At 44.5% G+C, this 16,856-nt stretch carries 22 protein-coding genes and 1 pseudogene; 7 read left to right on the top strand and 16 right to left on the bottom strand.

Annotated features, from left to right (window positions below; all coding sequences use genetic code 11):
• Positions 1 to 13: 13 nt before the first annotated feature.
• The 14 genes and pseudogenes from rplX to GWK51_RS05870 form a co-directional block, all read right to left on the bottom strand.
• Positions 14 to 331: a 50S ribosomal protein L24 gene (gene rplX / locus GWK51_RS05935; protein WP_044739623.1), complete on the bottom strand. Its 318-nt coding sequence runs from the start codon at positions 329 to 331 to the stop codon at positions 14 to 16.
• A 9-nt stretch (positions 332 to 340) separates the two neighbouring features.
• Positions 341 to 709, bottom strand: a complete 369-nt coding sequence (rplN, locus tag GWK51_RS05930; RefSeq protein ID WP_004657680.1) for a 50S ribosomal protein L14 — start codon at positions 707 to 709, stop codon at positions 341 to 343.
• A gap of 89 nt (positions 710 to 798) precedes the next feature.
• On the bottom strand, positions 799 to 1,056 hold the full coding sequence (rpsQ, locus tag GWK51_RS05925; RefSeq protein ID WP_016168596.1) for a 30S ribosomal protein S17: 258 nt from the start codon (positions 1,054 to 1,056) through the stop codon (positions 799 to 801).
• Positions 1,053 to 1,250, bottom strand: coding sequence for a 50S ribosomal protein L29 (gene rpmC / locus GWK51_RS05920; protein ID WP_004650482.1), 198 nt, complete (start codon positions 1,248 to 1,250; stop codon positions 1,053 to 1,055). Before rpmC ends, rpsQ begins: the two co-directional genes overlap by 4 nt.
• Complete coding sequence (gene rplP, locus GWK51_RS05915; RefSeq protein ID WP_100241837.1) at positions 1,250 to 1,663, bottom strand: 50S ribosomal protein L16; 414 nt, start codon at positions 1,661 to 1,663, stop codon at positions 1,250 to 1,252. The genes rpmC and rplP overlap by 1 nt, the downstream gene beginning before the upstream one ends.
• Positions 1,657 to 2,422: pseudogene (rpsC, locus tag GWK51_RS05910) on the bottom strand (30S ribosomal protein S3). The gene rplP and the pseudogene rpsC overlap by 7 nt, the downstream one beginning before the upstream one ends.
• A gap of 1 nt (position 2,423) precedes the next feature.
• Entirely contained in the window at positions 2,424 to 2,753 is a 330-nt protein-coding gene (gene rplV / locus GWK51_RS05905) for a 50S ribosomal protein L22 (protein WP_001982638.1), read from the bottom strand.
• An 11-nt stretch (positions 2,754 to 2,764) separates the two neighbouring features.
• Entirely contained in the window at positions 2,765 to 3,040 is a 276-nt protein-coding gene (gene rpsS / locus GWK51_RS05900) for a 30S ribosomal protein S19 (protein ID WP_004641066.1), read from the bottom strand.
• A 13-nt stretch (positions 3,041 to 3,053) separates the two neighbouring features.
• Complete coding sequence (gene rplB, locus GWK51_RS05895) at positions 3,054 to 3,878, bottom strand: 50S ribosomal protein L2 (protein WP_016168599.1); 825 nt, start codon at positions 3,876 to 3,878, stop codon at positions 3,054 to 3,056.
• Positions 3,879 to 3,889: 11 nt separating this feature from the next.
• A complete protein-coding gene (rplW, locus tag GWK51_RS05890; RefSeq protein WP_100241840.1) occupies positions 3,890 to 4,210 on the bottom strand; it encodes a 50S ribosomal protein L23 in 321 nt (106 codons plus the stop codon).
• A complete protein-coding gene (rplD, locus tag GWK51_RS05885) occupies positions 4,207 to 4,809 on the bottom strand; it encodes a 50S ribosomal protein L4 (protein ID WP_100241841.1) in 603 nt (200 codons plus the stop codon). Before rplD ends, rplW begins: the two co-directional genes overlap by 4 nt.
• Before the next feature lie 11 nt (positions 4,810 to 4,820).
• Positions 4,821 to 5,459, bottom strand: coding sequence for a 50S ribosomal protein L3 (gene rplC / locus GWK51_RS05880; protein ID WP_100241842.1), 639 nt, complete (start codon positions 5,457 to 5,459; stop codon positions 4,821 to 4,823).
• Positions 5,460 to 5,519: 60 nt separating this feature from the next.
• The gene (gene rpsJ, locus GWK51_RS05875; protein WP_000070912.1) at positions 5,520 to 5,831 is read right to left on the bottom strand and encodes a 30S ribosomal protein S10; all 312 of its coding nucleotides are present in this window, start codon (positions 5,829 to 5,831) and stop codon (positions 5,520 to 5,522) included.
• 270 nt (positions 5,832 to 6,101) lie between these two features.
• Complete coding sequence (locus GWK51_RS05870; RefSeq protein WP_100241843.1) at positions 6,102 to 6,836, bottom strand: type 1 glutamine amidotransferase; 735 nt, start codon at positions 6,834 to 6,836, stop codon at positions 6,102 to 6,104.
• Positions 6,837 to 6,984: 148 nt separating this feature from the next.
• On the opposite strand from GWK51_RS05870, the gene GWK51_RS05865 reads away from it, so the two are divergent.
• From GWK51_RS05865 to GWK51_RS05835, 7 genes are all read left to right on the top strand, one after another.
• The gene (locus tag GWK51_RS05865) at positions 6,985 to 8,184 is read left to right on the top strand and encodes a PLP-dependent transferase (RefSeq protein WP_161933030.1); all 1,200 of its coding nucleotides are present in this window, start codon (positions 6,985 to 6,987) and stop codon (positions 8,182 to 8,184) included.
• A gap of 18 nt (positions 8,185 to 8,202) precedes the next feature.
• On the top strand, positions 8,203 to 9,753 hold the full coding sequence (locus tag GWK51_RS05860) for a helicase HerA-like domain-containing protein (RefSeq protein ID WP_161933029.1): 1,551 nt from the start codon (positions 8,203 to 8,205) through the stop codon (positions 9,751 to 9,753).
• A 271-nt stretch (positions 9,754 to 10,024) separates the two neighbouring features.
• Entirely contained in the window at positions 10,025 to 11,233 is a 1,209-nt protein-coding gene (gene hmpA, locus GWK51_RS05855; protein WP_100241846.1) for an NO-inducible flavohemoprotein, read from the top strand.
• 85 nt (positions 11,234 to 11,318) lie between these two features.
• Positions 11,319 to 11,765 (top strand): RrF2 family transcriptional regulator, encoded by a 447-nt coding sequence (locus GWK51_RS05850; protein ID WP_161933028.1) that lies wholly within the window; start codon positions 11,319 to 11,321, stop codon positions 11,763 to 11,765.
• Positions 11,766 to 11,852: 87 nt separating this feature from the next.
• Positions 11,853 to 12,716, top strand: coding sequence for a ribosome biogenesis GTP-binding protein YihA/YsxC (yihA, locus tag GWK51_RS05845; protein ID WP_161933027.1), 864 nt, complete (start codon positions 11,853 to 11,855; stop codon positions 12,714 to 12,716).
• 121 nt (positions 12,717 to 12,837) lie between these two features.
• Positions 12,838 to 13,782 carry a metal-dependent hydrolase gene (locus GWK51_RS05840; RefSeq protein ID WP_142767718.1) on the top strand — a complete coding sequence of 315 codons (945 nt, stop codon included), beginning with the start codon at positions 12,838 to 12,840 and terminating at the stop codon, positions 13,780 to 13,782.
• Positions 13,783 to 13,875: 93 nt separating this feature from the next.
• Positions 13,876 to 14,295, top strand: coding sequence for a VOC family protein (locus tag GWK51_RS05835; protein WP_161933026.1), 420 nt, complete (start codon positions 13,876 to 13,878; stop codon positions 14,293 to 14,295).
• Here GWK51_RS05835 and GWK51_RS05830 read toward each other — a convergent pair.
• Together GWK51_RS05830 and GWK51_RS05825 are read right to left on the bottom strand one after the other, a co-directional pair.
• Complete coding sequence (locus GWK51_RS05830; RefSeq protein WP_100241851.1) at positions 14,292 to 15,536, bottom strand: dicarboxylate/amino acid:cation symporter; 1,245 nt, start codon at positions 15,534 to 15,536, stop codon at positions 14,292 to 14,294. The two genes, GWK51_RS05835 and GWK51_RS05830, sit on opposite strands and share 4 nt — an antisense overlap.
• Before the next feature lie 226 nt (positions 15,537 to 15,762).
• Positions 15,763 to 16,635 (bottom strand): acyl-CoA thioesterase, encoded by an 873-nt coding sequence (locus tag GWK51_RS05825; protein WP_100241852.1) that lies wholly within the window; start codon positions 16,633 to 16,635, stop codon positions 15,763 to 15,765.
• Between the last annotated feature and the right edge of the window lie 221 nt (positions 16,636 to 16,856).

The raw sequence follows: 16,856 nt of genomic DNA, 5'->3' as shown, positions 1-16,856 counted from the left end.
CCTTCTCAACCTATTACTTCGCTACCGCCACTGATTCACCATTTGACTTGTAAACGCGAGTTTTCACGCCTTCAATCACTTGGTAACCAACACGGTCAGCCTTTTGGGTTGTAGCATTAAAAATTGCCACATTAGAGATATGAAGCGAAGCTTCTTGTGTAACGATAGCGCCTTCAGCACCTGTTGCACGGTTCGGCTTTTGATGCTTCTTAACCAAGTTAAGGCCTTCAACCATAACACGGTCATTAGAAACAGACAGAACAGTACCCTGTTTGCCTTTTTCTTTACCTGCGATCACAATTACTTGATCGCCTTTTTTAATCTTAGCCATGAGTGCCTCTTATAGAACTTCAGGAGCCAATGAAATGATTTTCATGAACTGTTCAGTACGAAGTTCACGAGTCACTGGTCCGAAAATACGAGTTGCAATCGGCGCTTTGTTGTTGTTCAAAATAACAGCTGCGTTATCGTCGAAACGAATCACAGAACCGTCTGGACGACGGATGCCGAATTTTGTACGTACAACCACAGCATTCATCACGTCACCTTTTTTAACACGTGCGCGTGGAATAGCTTCTTTTACAGTAACTTTAATAATATCGCCAACTGAAGCATAACGACGATGTGAACCACCAAGTACTTTAATACATTGTACGCGGCGAGCACCACTGTTGTCTGCTACGTCGAGCATGCTTTCGGTTTGAATCATTGCCCTACTCCAAAACCGTGCATCACCGGTCGCAATTTCGAAAGGCTCAAAGAGTACTCGAAATTGACCGATGATGCAAGAACGTTTAATTACTCAGCAGCAGCTTCAACAACTTCAACTAAAGTCCAAGACTTAGTTTTAGAAATTGGGCGGCTTTCTTTGATTGTTACAACATCGCCTAATTTAGCAGTGTTGTTCTCATCATGAGCATGTAATTTAGTTGAACGGCGGATTGATTTGCCATACAACGGGTGTTGAACACGACGTTCGATAAGCACAACAATAGACTTGTCCATTTTGTCGCTTACTACTTTGCCGGTTAACGTGCGGACTGTTTTTTCACTCATTGTCCGTTCCCCTGTTTTTCGGTAAGGAGGGTCTTAATACGAGCAATTGTCTTGCGAGTAAGTGCAACTTCGTGCGATTTACCCAATTGACCAGTTGCTTTAGCCATACGAAGACGGAATTGGTTAAGCTGTTGCTCATCAAGCAAAGCTGTCAACTCTTCTACCGACTTTTCACGTAGATCTTTAGTTTTCATTACATTACCGTCCGAGTCACGATAGTGGTTTTAAACGGAAGTTTAGCAGCAGCAAGCTTGAAAGCTTCAGTTGCTAATTCATCGTTCACACCTGCCATTTCGTACAGGATCTTACCTGGTTTGATTTCACAAACCCAGTATTCCACGTTACCTTTACCGTTACCCATACGAACTTCTAATGGCTTTTCAGTAATTGGTTTGTCTGGGAATACACGGATAAAGATCTTACCACCACGCTTAACACGACGGCTAATGGTACGACGCGCAGCTTCAATTTGACGTGAAGTCATACGACCACGTTCAGTTGCTTTAAGTGCGATTGTACCAAATGATACTGTACTACCACGGTGCGCAAGACCAGTGTTACGGCCTTTTTGCACTTTACGGAATTTGGTACGTTTAGGCATCAACATGGATTATTCTCCCTTGTCAGCAGCACGGTCGTTACGACGTCCACGACGTTGTTCTTGACCTTCACCACGACCACGACCGCGTTTAGCTGGACGCTCTTCAGCTGGAGCTGGGTTCATGACTTGTTTCATGCCACCCAAGATCTCACCACGGAAGATCCATACTTTAACACCAATCGTACCGTAAGTAGTTTCAGCGCGCATAGTTGAGTAGTCGATGTCTGCACGAAGTGTATGCAAAGGTACACGACCTTCACGATACCATTCAGTACGAGCGATCTCTGCACCACCTAAACGGCCAGAAACTTCAACTTTGATACCTTTAGCACCAGCACGCATAGAGTTTTGTACCGCACGCTTCATAGCACGACGGAACATAACACGCTTTTCTAATTGAGAAGCGATTGCTTCAGCAACTAAACGAGCATCTAAGTCTGGGCGATCGATTTCGTTGATGCTTACTTGCGCTGGAACACCCATAATGTTGGTAAGTTCGCGCTGTAATTTTTCAATGTCTTCGCCTTTTTTACCGATAACGATACCAGGACGAGCAGTGCTAATCGTAATTTTAGCAGCGCCTGTTGGACGTTCGATAAGAATATTGCTCATCATTGCGTTCTTAAGTTTTTTAGTCAAAAACTCACGAACTTGTAAATCTTTAAGCAAGTATTCAGCGTATTGTTTCGGATTCGCATACCAGTTAGCGTTATGACGTTTCACAACACCTAGGCGGATACCGATTGGATGAACCTTCTGACCCATATCAAACCCCTACCTTAACGGTGATGTGACAAGTACGCTTAGTAATACGATCTGCACGGCCTTTAGCACGTGGCATAATACGTTTAAGGCTCATGCCTTCATCAACGTAAATCGTAGAAACTTTAAGGTCGTCTACATCTAAACTGTTATTGTGTTCAGCATTCGCAATTGCAGATTCCAATGCTTTCTTAACTAAAACTGCAGCTTTCTTGTTGCTGAAGTTTAAGATATTAAGCGCGTGAGCAACTGATTTGCCACGGATAAGATCTGCAACCAAACGAGCTTTCTGTGCCGAGATAGCGGCACCGCGTAATTTAGCAGTTACTTCCATCATAGCACCTATTAACGTTTAGACTTCTTGTCAACACCGTGACCACGATAGGTACGAGTTGGCGCGAATTCACCTAGTTTGTGACCAACCATGTGTTCAGTAACGATTACTGGAACGTGGTTACGGCCATTATGTACAGAGATTGTTAAACCAACAAAATCCGGGAGGATCATCGAACGACGTGACCAAGTCTTGATCGGCTTACGGTTGTTAGCAGCAATAGCAGCTTCAACTTTAGCAAACAAGTGCGCATCGACGAATGGACCTTTTTTCAATGAACGAGGCATTAATCAGATTCCTTTACTTGACGCGACGATCGCGAATAATCATCTTAGTCGTACGCTTGTTGGTACGTGTCTTGTACCCTTTAGCTTTTTGACCCCATGGGCTTACAGGTTGAATACCTTTGTTACGCCCTTCACCACCACCATGTGGGTGGTCAACTGGGTTCATCGCCATACCACGTACGGTAGGACGAACACCACGCCAGCGTGCAGCACCAGCTTTACCTAGTGAGCGAAGGTTGTTTTCTTGGTTAGAAACTTCACCTAGTACAGCGCGACATTCAACGTGAACTTTACGCATTTCACCTGAACGAAGACGGATGATCGCATAAGAACCGTCACGACCTAACAACTGAACAGAAGCACCAGCAGAACGAGCTAATTGCGCGCCTTTACCGATTTTAAGTTCGATGTTGTGAAGTGTAGAACCGATAGGCATATTGCGAAGCGGTAAGCAGTTACCTGGACGAATTGGAGCATCGTTACCAGATTGTACTTTATCGCCAGCACGCAAACCTTTAGGTGCGATGATGTAACGACGTTCACCGTCAGCATACTTCAACAATGCGATGTGTGCAGTACGGTTAGGATCGTATTCGATACGCTCAACTACAGCAGGAATGCCATCTTTGTTACGTTTGAAGTCAACAAGACGGTAGTGCTGCTTGTGACCGCCACCAACGTGACGAGTCGTGATGTGACCGTTGTTGTTACGACCACCAGTACGTTTTTTAGCTTCAACCAACGGAGCATACGGAGCGCCTTTGTGAAGGTGGTCATGAACCACTTTCTCTACAAAGCGACGTCCTGGAGACGTTGGCTTACATTTTTGAATCGGCATAATTTTCGTCCTTATTCCGCTGCGCTTTCAGCGGTATCGCCCAAGTCAGCCATTTCTACATCTTGGCCAGCTTTCAGGGTGACGTATGCTTTTTTAACATCAGAACGACGTCCTAATGTTTTACCAAAGCGCTTAGACTTACCTTTAGTGATAGTCGTGTTTACTTTAACCACTTCTACACCAAAGAGTTGTTCAACTGCTTTTTTGATTTCAAGCTTGTTTGCATCAAGTGCAACTTTGAATACTTGAACACCAGCAGTCTCACCTAAAACTTGTGCTTTTTCTGAGAATACAGGTCCTTGTAGGACTTGATAGATACGTTCGTTGTTCATCCGAGTTCTACCTCAATTTTCTTAGCAGCAGCAACAGACATAACAACTTTATCGAACGCGATCAAGCTAACAGGATCGATTGCAGCAGCATCAACCACATCAACGTGTGGAATGTTGCGAGCCGCTAGATATAGATTCTCATCTACAGCATCAGTAACGATCAATGCACGAGTAGCATTCAAGTCGTTAAGTTTTGCAAGCAATTCTTTAGTTTTTGGAGCTGCAACAGCAATCTCTTCAACTAATACAAGACGATCTTGGCGAACAAGTTCAGCTAAGATACATTGCATTGCACCGCGGTACATTTTGCGGTTAACTTTTTGAGACCAATCTTGTGGACGAGCAGCAAAAGTTTTACCACCACCAACCCAGATTGGGCTACGAATAGAACCAGCACGAGCGCGACCAGTACCTTTTTGACGGAATGGCTTTTTACCACCGCCAGATACGTCAGCACGTGATTTCTGAGCTTTCGAACCTTGACGACCACCAGCTAAGTAAGCTGTAACAACTTGGTGTACAAGAGCTTCGTTAAATTCACGACCGAAAGCAACTTCAGACAATTCAACAGCAGAGCCGGAAACAGTTTTTAAATTCACGTTATTTCCCCTCAGGCCTTAATCGTAGGACGAACGGTAACGTCACCACCAGTAGCACCAGGAACCGCACCTTTAACCACTAGAACTGAACGTTCAGCGTCAATAGCAACGATCTCAAGACCCTGAGTAGTTACGCGTTCAGCACCTAAATGGCCAGCCATTTTTTTGCCTTTGAATACGCGACCAGGTGTCTGGTTTTGACCAGTAGAACCTAAAACACGGTGAGAAACCGAGTTACCATGAGTAGCATCTTGAGTACGGAAGTTCCAACGCTTAACACCGCCTTGGAAACCTTTACCTTTAGACGTACCAGTAACGTCAACGATTTGACCAACTGTGAACATATCAACAGTTAGAACACCACCAACTTCACGACCTTCAAGATCAGCTTCTGTAGCGCGGAATTCTTGAACTAGACGACCAGCAGCAACACCCGCTTTCGCAAAGTGACCTTTCTGAGCGTTAGTTACGCGAGATTCGCGACGTTCACCAGTAGTGATTTGAATCGCTTGATAACCATCAGTTTCAAGCGTTTTGATTTGAGTGATGCGGTTAGGATCAACCTCAATCACTGTTACAGGTACAGAAACACCAGCATCTGTAAAGATACGGGTCATACCGCACTTGCGACCGACTAAACCAATAGCCATGTGCATAACCTCTAAAAAAGCGGCCTAATTAACTTTAAAAGCGTTAATTAACCGAAAGCCTTAACCCAAAGCGATCTGAACATCAACACCAGCAGCAAGATCTAACTTCATCAATGCATCAACAGTTTTATCTGTAGGTTGAACGATGTCGATCAAACGTTTGTAAGTGCGGATCTCATATTGGTCACGCGCATCTTTGTTAACGTGTGGTGATGTTAAAACGTTGAAACGTTCGATGCGAGTTGGCATCGGGATTGGACCACAAACTTGTGCGCCAGTACGTTTTGCTGTTTCTACGATCTCTTGAGCAGATTGATCAATTAAACGGTGATCAAAAGACTTCAAACGGATACGAATTCTCTGGTTAGACATACCAGTTAACTCCAAGCCAAATATATAAAGAATCACCCTTGACGCATCTCACCCCACTAAATAAGGTAAGTGTCAAGAGCAGTGAAATATCACTAAGGTCATGATCGATGCCACGACTGTCACGATGTTAACTACTTTCTTCGCAGTTAACCCCCTTTCATTAAAGGGTCGCTTATTATAGCCATTGTTTAACGCTTAAGCAAATCCAATTTACTTTTTTTAGTCTTTTTTTCATATTTTTATGATTTTCAATTGTTTATTATTTAATCGCTATGCGGTTTTCTGCAATACGTATTCGATGGCCTGATTGAGTAATTGATTGCCCTGCAAAAACTGTGCTTTTGGAGTGTGTTTTAACTCCTTTTCTGTCTGCACATAAGTACCTGAATAATTGGCAAACTCATCATCATTTTCTAAAAAGAGACTCAAGGTTTCAGGCGTGATCTCAGGATGAAACTGAAAGCCCAATACGTTCTTGCCAATTTGATACATTTGATTGCGACAGACATCATTTTCTGCCAGATGGATTGCGCCTTTTGGAATTTCAAAGCTCTCACTATGCCATTGCATGACATTCAAATATTCAGGCAGCTCGAAACAGTCTTGTGGTACATGCGGGACTTTACGTACCGTGGTCCACCCTAATTCTTGAATGCTGGTTTTACTGACCGCTGCACCTAGAGCATTGGCAATCAACTGCCCACCTAAACACAAGCCAATCGCAGGTTTACCCAGTGCCAAATAACGTCTAAGCCAACGTTTTTCAATCTTTAGCCAAGGGAAATTGGCTTCATCATTTACACTCATGGTTCCACCCATGATAATCAACAGATCAACATCTTCGACCTGCGGCAAGGCTTCAATTTCCAAAGGCAAATCCACAGGCAAGGCGAAAAACTCTGTGGCTGTAATTTGAGCTTTATGGGCTTTTAAAAATTCATAACAACTACCGAACCCTTCACCAGCAATGTGCTGAAAATAATGTACTTTTAAATGCGACTTCATGCGCTGTAACCTATTGTTGTAGCTTTCCTTAAGGATTTAGCAAAATTGAAGCCAACTTTTAGTTAGGTTGCGTGTTTTTACAGTTCTCGCCAATTCGGTAGCGAAATTGCATCGATTCTCTTAATCTAGAGCGCATCTTACTCTCTAAATGAGTCACATCTTGAACAAGAAATCTCAAACTGCGCTGATTCATGCACCAAGAAAAGCACCTCAGTATATTTCCAGCGTTCAACCTCCCCTGTTTCGTGCATCCACCATCATCTTTGAAAACACCGATGCACTATTTAATCGCCACTGGACCGATCCTTATGATTATAGTTACGGGACACATGGCACGCCTACCACATTTACCTTAGCCGATCAGATTGCACAGATTGAAGGTGGCGAATATTGCCTGCTCGCCCCGAGTGGACTGTCGGCAATTAATTTAGTCAATTCAGCATTGCTGAAACACGGCGATGAGGTCTGGGTACCAGATAATGTCTATGGTCCAAATATGGAACATCTGCGTAATCTGGAACGCCGCTACGGGATTCAAGTTCACGTTTATAACCCGATAGACGTAAATAGTTTCACACCATCTGAACATGCCAAACTCCTTTGGCTTGAAGCCGCAGGATCAGTGACGCTGGAATTTCCAGACCTTGTGGGTTTGGTGAAGAAAGCTCAAGCGCAACACATTCTGACTGTGTTAGACAATACTTGGGGCGCGGGCTTAGCCTTTAATCCTTTTGACTTTTCGGCAGAACATTTGGCGGTCGATATCAGCGTACATGCACTGACCAAATATCCAAGCGGTGGCGGTGACATCTTGATGGGTTCTGTGGTCACGCGTGATCAGCAATTGCATCACCAATTGTTCCGTATGCATGCCATACAAGGTATTGCTGTGTCGGGTGATGATACCGCCCAGATTCAACGCAGTCTGGCACATATGTCGATTCGTTATGAACAACAAGCACAATCTGCCTTAAAGCTACTCACATGGTTAAAACAGCAACCACAATTTAGTCAGGTGTTACATCCGAGCGATGCGAATGCGGCGGGACATGAATACTGGAAACAGGTTTGCCAAACAGGCAAAAGCGCAGGCTTGGTCAGTGTGATTTTCAAACCCGAATATGACTTAAAAGCCATCCGTAAATTCTGTGACCATCTGAATTTATTCAAGCTCGGCTTTAGCTGGGGCGGTCCAGTTAGCCTCGTGATGTTGTATGAACTGAACCATATGCGCTCACAACAACATACACATTTACAACAAGGTTTATTGGTGCGCTTTTGTATAGGACTAGAAGATACTGACGATTTAGTCCAAGATATTCAAAATGCATTAAAACAGCTCGAATAATTCTAAAACAGGTGAAAAATGAGTACACCAATCGTCATTGCCAAAAAAACTACAGATACCTCACAAGAGATCGTTTTACATTCTCAATTTGCCAATCGGCATGGTCTGATTGCGGGTGCAACAGGCACGGGAAAAACAGTAACTTTAAAGGTACTGGCAGAAAGTTTTTCACGGATTGGTGTTCCCGTTTTTTTAGCCGATGCCAAAGGTGATGTCTCCAGTCTGGCACAAGCAGGCAGCAGTAGCCCTAAATTTGATGAACGTCTTAAAACACTAGGGATTGATGCCATTCCTTTTGCGGCCTCGCCTGTCGTGTTTTGGGACTTATTTGGCGAACAAGGACATCCCATTCGCAGTACAGTTTCCGAAATTGGCCCACTCTTATTGGCACGGATGCTGAATCTCAATGACACCCAAGAAGGCGTATTATCGGCTGTTTTTCGTATTGCCGATGATCAAGGCTTGCTACTCATCGACTTTAAAGATTTAAAAGCCATGCTCAGCTATGTCAGCGAGCATGCCGCAGAATTTAAGGCCGAATATGGCAATCTCTCCCCTGCTAGTTTAGGCGCTATCCAACGCAATTTATTGGCGCTTGCCGATCAAGGCGGGGATCAATTCTTTGGTGAACCGAGTTTAAATATTCTAGATTTTATTCAAACGGATAGTGAAGGTCGCGGCTATATCAATCTGCTGGCTGCAGACAAACTGATGAACACCCCCAAACTCTACGCCACTTTCCTGCTGTGGATGCTTTCGGAATTATTTGAACAATTGCCTGAAGTCGGCGATATGGATAAACCAAAACTGGTGTTTTTCTTCGATGAAGCGCATTTACTGTTTGATAATGCCAGTGCAGCCCTACAAGAGAAAATTGAACAAGTCGTTCGCTTGATTCGCTCCAAAGGCGTTGGGATTTATTTTGTCACCCAAAATCCTTTAGATTTACCTGAAAGTGTGCTGGGACAACTGGGTAATCGAGTTCAACATGCCTTAAGAGCTTTTACCCCGAAAGACCAGAAAGCCGTTAAGACAGCAGCGGCAACATTCCGTGCGAATCCTAGTTTTGATGTCGAACAAGCCATTACAGAATTAGGTGTAGGCGAAGCACTGATTAGCTGCCTAGATGAACAAGGCACACCACAAATCGTTGAACGCGGCTGGGTGATGCCGCCCTACTCAGCCTTTAGCCCGATTTCATTTGAAACTCGCAAAAACTTAATGGCGCAGAGCATTGTGGCGGGCGTCTATGAACAAAGTGTTGACCGTGACAGTGCCTATGAGCGGCTACAACAAAAAGTGGCTGAACGCCAACAACAAACTGAATCGGAAGCAAGCGCGAAAGAACAAGCCAAACAACAAGAAGCGCTTGCCAAGCAGCAAGCCAAAGAGCAGGAACGTTTGGCACGTGAACAACAAAAAGAAGCGGATCGTGCTGCCAAGCAGCGGGAAAAGCTCACTCAGGATATTGTGGGAACCTTTGCCAAAAGTGCTGCCCGTAGTTTAGGTGGCTCGACTGGACAAAAAATTGTGCGCGGTTTATTAGGCTCCTTATTTGGTGGGAAATAACGCCCCACTCCAACTGAGGATTTCACCAAGGTCTGAAATAAAGCGTCTAAAGATCAGCACAATAACCATAATTTTTTCAACCCAAACCATTGTTGAACTAAAAATTGCAGCAGTATCAATTTTTAGTTTAACTCTCAATTTTTCGCACAAGCTCCCGATTTATTTTATTCCATAAAAAAAATAGGGTTTTGTGTTAAAAAGAGATTGCAAATAAAATATTAAATATGTATTTTAAATACATCTTATAAATAACAGCCAGTGAGATCGCAAAATGACTCCGCAGCAAATTGAACTCGTAAAAGCCACCGTTCCCGTTCTTCGTGAAAATGGTGTTGCATTAACAGGCTATTTTTATAACCGCATGTTAGGTAACAATCCGAACTTAAAAGAAACATTTAACATGGGGCATCAACGCAGTGGTGCTCAGGCACAGGCTTTGGCAGGTGCGGTACTGGCGTATGCTGAAAACATCGAAGATCCTTCGGTTTTATTACCCGTGGTTGAACTGATTGCGCATAAGCATGTCAGCCTGAACATTCAAGCGCCTGACTACAATATTGTAGGTGAGAACCTGCTGCATTCAATCAGTGAAGTGCTGAACATTTCGATGGAAGATCCGTTAATTGGGGCTTGGGCTGCAGCTTATGGTCAATTGGCTGATCTGTTTATTAGCACCGAAAAAGCAATTTATGATCAGCATCAGCAAACCAAAGGTAGTTGGTTAGGCTGGCGCAATTTCAAAATTGCCAAGAAAGTGGTTGAAAGCGATGAAATCACCTCTTTCTATCTGGCACCTGTTGATGGTGGCGAATTACCAAAATATGAAGCAGGTCAATATATTTCGATTCGCGTTTTTGTCGAACAGCTAGGACACAAACAGCCTCGTCAATATACGCTTTCCAATAGCCCGCAAGCGGACTATCTACGTATTTCAGTGAAACGTGAAGATGAAAAAGGTGAGCAAATTGCAGGCTGGGTATCTTCTACCCTACACGGTTTGGAAGAAGGTGCTGAAGTTGAAGTTTCGGCACCGACAGGAAACTTCTACCTGATCGATCCAAGTAAACGTAATGTGTTTATTAGTGGTGGTGTAGGTCTAACCCCAATGATTGCCATGCTGAATCAGTTGGTGACGATGGACATGCCGCAACCGGTCAGCTTTATTCATGCCTGCCGTAGCAGCCAAGTACATGCCATGAAAAAGCATATTCATGAATTGAAAGACAAGTATCCACGTTTAAGCACATTTACTGCCTATGAGTTCCCGCATGAGGGCGATGTCTTAGGTGAAGATTATGATGTGGCTGGACGTTTAGATTTAGGTGCAATGGATGCAGCTGTTTTACCCGCCAATGCCGATTACTACCTCTGCGGTCCAATGCCATTTATGGCTGAACAACACCAAGCCTTGGTAGCTCGTGGCATCAAACCCGAACAAATTCACAGTGAAGCATTTGGTACAGGTGGCGTGCGCATCTAAGCTTCCGATCGCATGCATACCTAATAGGGCTAGTCTGTGATAGACTAGCCCTATCTATTCATCTCAAAAAAAGATGAGCACAATCATGCAGCTAAATAAATTTACCGATTATGCCCTGCGCATTCTGATGTACATTTCACGACCGAGGGACAGTGCCTATACCATTGCGGAAATTGCCGCGGACCTGAAAGTGTCACAAAACCATTTGGTCAAAATTGTGCATTTTATGGGCAAACAGAACTGGTTAATTACCACCCGTGGTAAAGGTGGCGGCATCCGTTTAAACCCTGAAGCCGTGCATCTCCAAGTGGGCGAAGCCGTTCGCATTTTGCAGGGTGAAAATCCGATTGTGGAATGCAACAATCCCCCTTGTGTACTCAGAAGCAATTGCGGCTTAAAAAGTATTTTAGATCAGGCACTCGAACAGTTTTATCAACATTTAAATCAATATACCCTAGGTGAAGTGCTGGCGCGCTCCAGTGCGAAGAACAGCAAGACCATTCAAAATGGGATTGAACTGCTCAATCTCTAAGATGCTTGAGGCGGTAGAGGAAAATTCGCGTGCGTGAGCGACTTCCTTTATACTAGGCACTTGAAAACCAGTGAATGAAGTTGAGTTATGCACCACAGCAGAGGAAAATCAAAAAACAGTAAAGCCGCACAAGCGCCTAAGCAGAAGATCAGCTATGAAAAAAAGATGGATCCTGCAATTACTGAATATGCTGTACGCGCGCTCAACTGGCTACGCAGAGCCGCATTTTTAATGAGCGCACCCAAGCTCAGCATTTGTGTAGAAGATACAGGCTACGAAATTGCCTTTGCTGGACGCTCCAATGCTGGGAAATCTAGCGCGATTAATGCCCTGACCAATCAAAAACAACTGGCGCGCGCCTCAAAGAAACCTGGTCGCACCCAAATGATCAACTTCTTTAGTTTGGGCAATCCAGATCAACGTCTGGTCGACTTACCCGGTTATGGCTACGCGGCTGTTCCTGAAGCCATGAAAATTGTGTGGCAGAAAGAACTGGAAAACTATCTGATTCATCGTAAAAGCCTACAAGGCTTGGTGCTGTTGATGGACATTCGCCATCCACTGCAACATTTTGATGTGATGATGCTGGAATGGGCGTATTCACGCAATCTGTTCGTGCATGTGCTATTAACCAAGTCGGACAAGATGAACCGTGGTCCAGCCAATAAAGTCCTCTTAGATGTCAAACAGCAATTGAAGAAAATGAAACTGGATTTCTCAATTCAATTATTCTCCTCACTCAACAAACAAGGCTTGGAAGAGCTGGCAAGTGTGATGGGTGGACGTCTGAACTTTACCCTTGAACAATCTACCCAGTTTGATTTGGCACTCATTCCTGATGCAGAAGAAGATGCATCGCTGGAAGACAGCCTTGAAGAGGATGAAAGTGCTGATTTTGAGGCTGAAGAAAGTCCAGCTGAACTAGCTGAACAAGCCCCGAAACAGGATTAAGTTCCGCTAAATCCAATCAATTCATCATGAATTGACATTGAAATGTCCCGCATTGCTAAACACATTGCGGGACATTTTTTTCATACTGCCTTCAATGCGTTAAAATGCTTGAGATCGTAGAATGAAACTCTTACAACGACTGAAAAAAACAAAAATTGGCTCTTCCATTCAATATCGGATACAACCGCGCAAAGTGAAATTTGAATGGCAAAACACCCCCGTAGACTGGGTACCTGACCAGCCTTTTGTGAGCTATTTTATTAATGAAATTAACATGATTTTACCCGCAGGTGAGTTCTGGTTTTGCCGCCTGTACAATAAAGTGTTGCCACAAATTCAGGATGAAAAACTCAAACAAGATGTGCAGGCTTTTATCCGCCAAGAAGCCATGCATGCACAGGCCCACAACTCTGCCAACAAAGAATATTTACGCGAACGCCAGATCGATATCCAGCGCAATCTGGATGTGATGGACTTCCTGTTTGGTAAATTACTGGCTGATCAACCTCTGGGCTTGAATATTCCCAAACCTTTCGAGCAACAGTGGGATTTGTTCCGTCTTGGAATTGTCGCGACGGTGGAACACATGACCTGCGTCTTGGGTAAATATGCGCTCTACAATACCGAGTGGCAACAGCGTGGTGCAGACCCTGCCATGCTTGATTTGGTGAAATGGCATGGTGCTGAGGAAATTGAACACCGAACCGTAGCATTCGATTTGTACCGCCATTTGGGGGGCGGCTATCTGGCACGCTATTACCTCAGTGTGGTGGTAATCGCGGCGGTACTCGGACTGTGGGTAGATGGGACCGCGCATATCATGCAACAAGATCCGCGTTTTAAATCTATACGTCCAGCATTCTACAAACCGTGGATTTGGCGTGAATGGTATGCGATTTCACAACGCAATAATGGTTTGTTGCCCAACCCGCTTTGGCTAATCTCGCAACAGCTGGGTTATTTAATGCCGTGGTACGACCCAGTGCATGAAGCCAAAACAGAGGATGCCGTGGACTATTTAAATCAATCCCCCGCGGCACTACGGGCAATGCTCAAAGTCGCTTAAACCGCCCACCTATCGGAACACAACAAAAAGCAGGCTGAATTCGCCTGCTTTTTTGCTCATGCTGAAAGTCACTTTCCGTTTGAGTTCGCCCCTATGCATCCTCATCTTAGTGTATTGACCCTTGCGGTTCGTGACCTCCAAGCCTCGCTGGATTTTTACTGTCAAGGACTGGGCTTTCAAAGTGAAGGCATTATTGAACAGGAATATGAAAACGGTGCGGTCGCATTTATTGAACTGCAATCTGGTTTAAAACTGGCGCTATGGTCTCAACAGAGTTTGAGCTTAGACTCAGGCGTGGCTTTAACGCCCTTGTGCCCGACTGGATTTTCTCTGGGACACAATGTCGGTTCAGCCGCAGAAGTCGATGCCATTATGACACTCGCTGAAAAAGCGGGTGCAACCATCACCAAAGCTGCACAAGCCACCTTTTACGGTGGCTATGCAGGCTATTTTCAAGACCTCGATGGACATCTCTGGGAAATTGTCTGGAATCCCTGCTGGGAACCAAGCTAAGCATTCGACTCATTTGTAATATTACGAGTATGACGATCGACCACCACACTAATCATCATATCGCCTTGTACATTCACCACGGTGCGTACCGTATCCAACAAGCGGTCGATTGGCAGTAAAATTGCAATGGCTTCTGCGGGCAAGCCCACCGATTGCAGGACCATAATCATGGTAACCATACCTGCACTTGGAATTCCAGGTGCACCCAAAGAAGCAATCATGGCGGTTAAACACACAATCACTTGCTGCCCAAGACTTAAATCCAAACCAATTAAATTGGCAATAAACAAAGCGGCAGCCGCCTCATACAGGGCCGTACCATCCATGTTTAACTGCGTTCCCAAGGGAATTACAAAACCCGCTGTTGCAGGACTGACTTTGAGATTCTCTTGTGCACATTTCATGGAAAGTGGCATGGTTGCTGAACTAGAACTGGTCGCAAATGCCGTGATCAGTGCAGCACGTGTGCCTTTAAAGAAAGTCACAGGATCCATCTTGCCAAAGATCCATAACAGCAACGGTAACACCACTGCCCCGTGAAAAATGGTTGTGCCTGTGACCACCACCGCAAATTCAGCCAAACGACTGAGTACAGAAAGATCTTCGGTAGCAATCAGTTTGGCTAAGAGCGCAAAAATTCCCAGTGGAGCCAGTTTCATGACCCAACGAATCATCAGCATCATGATTTCAAAGAACTGTCCCGCGAGCTGACGTACTGCTTTAAAACGCTCTCCGCCATGCACCAAAGCCACCCCAATTAACAGCGCAAACACCACCACCGCCAATACATTGCCTTCGGCAAAGGCTTTAAAGGGATTAATCAGGGTGTTTTGAATAAAATTGGTAAAGAAAGAAGATGGCGTTAAGGTATCTGGGGTTTGATATTGATTCATGTCATTCTGGAATAAGGCAATATCTACGCCCTTGCCGACATCAAATAAGTGCGCACAGCCAATACCCAAAATTAAAGCCAAAGTGGTGGTGGTGACACAGCAAGCCAAAGTGATTTTCCAGACGCGCCCGAGTTGCCCTCCCGCCTGCAAGTTAGAGACTCCAACCACAATCGAGCTAAAAATCAGCGGGATCAACAGCATTTTTAACAAACCAATAAAAATGCTACTGATAATGCCCAAGCCATATAAACTGGTTGAAAAAAAGCTACTCTGTGGAAAGAGACTGAGTAGAAATCCAAACGCGATCCCCAGAATGGCGGCAATCAAGATTTGAGTATTTAGGCTCATAGCAGATGTAATTTTATCTTTTAAAGTCACCCCACTATGGCATACCTTGTCAGTGAAAATCGAATTTTTCTTGTCGCAAGCCTGCCACAGACACCGCAAATCAACTTTCGCATTTGCCTGTATCCCGTTGATAACTCTGCAAGACCGTACACCCTTTGAAAAATTTTGCTTCAATCCCTCAACAAAAAAGCCTCATGACAATGAGGCTTTTTAAAATATTTAACGCTTATTGCGTTTCAATTTCCCTGAGCCGAATCAAACCTTCTTGGGTGGTGCTACACACCAACTCGCCATTTTGCCACATCCGCCCAAAATTCAGTCCACGTGAATTGGCACTCACGGTTGCATCCATGTCATACAGCATCCAGTCATCGACCCGGAAAGGTTTATGGAAATACATGGCATGGTCAATACTGGCACATTGCAAACTCGGAGATAACCAGCTCAAGCCATGCGGACGTAATGCTGTGGTCATTAAGGTAAAGTCTGAATAAAACGCAGCAATTGCTTGATGCAATGAAACCTCATCAATCTCTGCCGCAATACGGTCATGGGTGCGAATATAGTGTGCATACGACGGCGCAGCAGGTTGCGGTTGATAGGGATTGGCTGGATCAATCGGGCGAATTTCGACATGACGATCACGCATAAAGCTGGCGCGCACATTCTCAGGCACAAACTCCACCATCATTTTTTTCAGTTCAGCTTCCGATTTCACTTGCATCGGTGCAGGATAATCGGGTTCCTGAATCTGATAATTCAACCCATCTTCAGGTTCTGCAAACGACACCATGGCCGTAAAAATGGTACGTCCATGCTGAATGGCACGCACCTGACGGCTGACAAAACTTTTGCCATCTCTTAAGCGATCCACTTCATAAATGATGGGTGCATTGACATCCCCCCCAAACAGGAAATAAGCATGCAAGGAATGTGCAGGACGATCTGCCGTATACGATGCAGCACGCAGCGCCTGACCTAATACTTGCCCACCAAAAACACGCTTACCGACTAAATTACGGCTTTGACCACGAAAAATATTCTCTTCGATTTTTTCAAGGCTAAGCAGTTCAACCAATTCTTGAGTTAAGGCATTCATAGCAGACCCGTTTTAAATTTTAGACACACCCATGCAGGTGCTTATTAGAAAGACGACTGAGCGTTGGCTCTAAAACTATATTACATAAATGTTGACCGAACCCCTAGAGATTAATTGACCGTACTGTCACTGTAATTTTCAAATTTAATTGCTAAAAATATGTGGTTTAACGCTAGAATCTTGGCATAAGTAGTAAATTTGTCAGAAAATGACATCTAGTT

The organism is Acinetobacter kanungonis (assembly GCF_009939195.1).
GTDB lineage: Bacteria > Pseudomonadota > Gammaproteobacteria > Pseudomonadales > Moraxellaceae > Acinetobacter > Acinetobacter kanungonis.
This window is presented reverse-complemented; position numbering and strand designations above follow the sequence as displayed.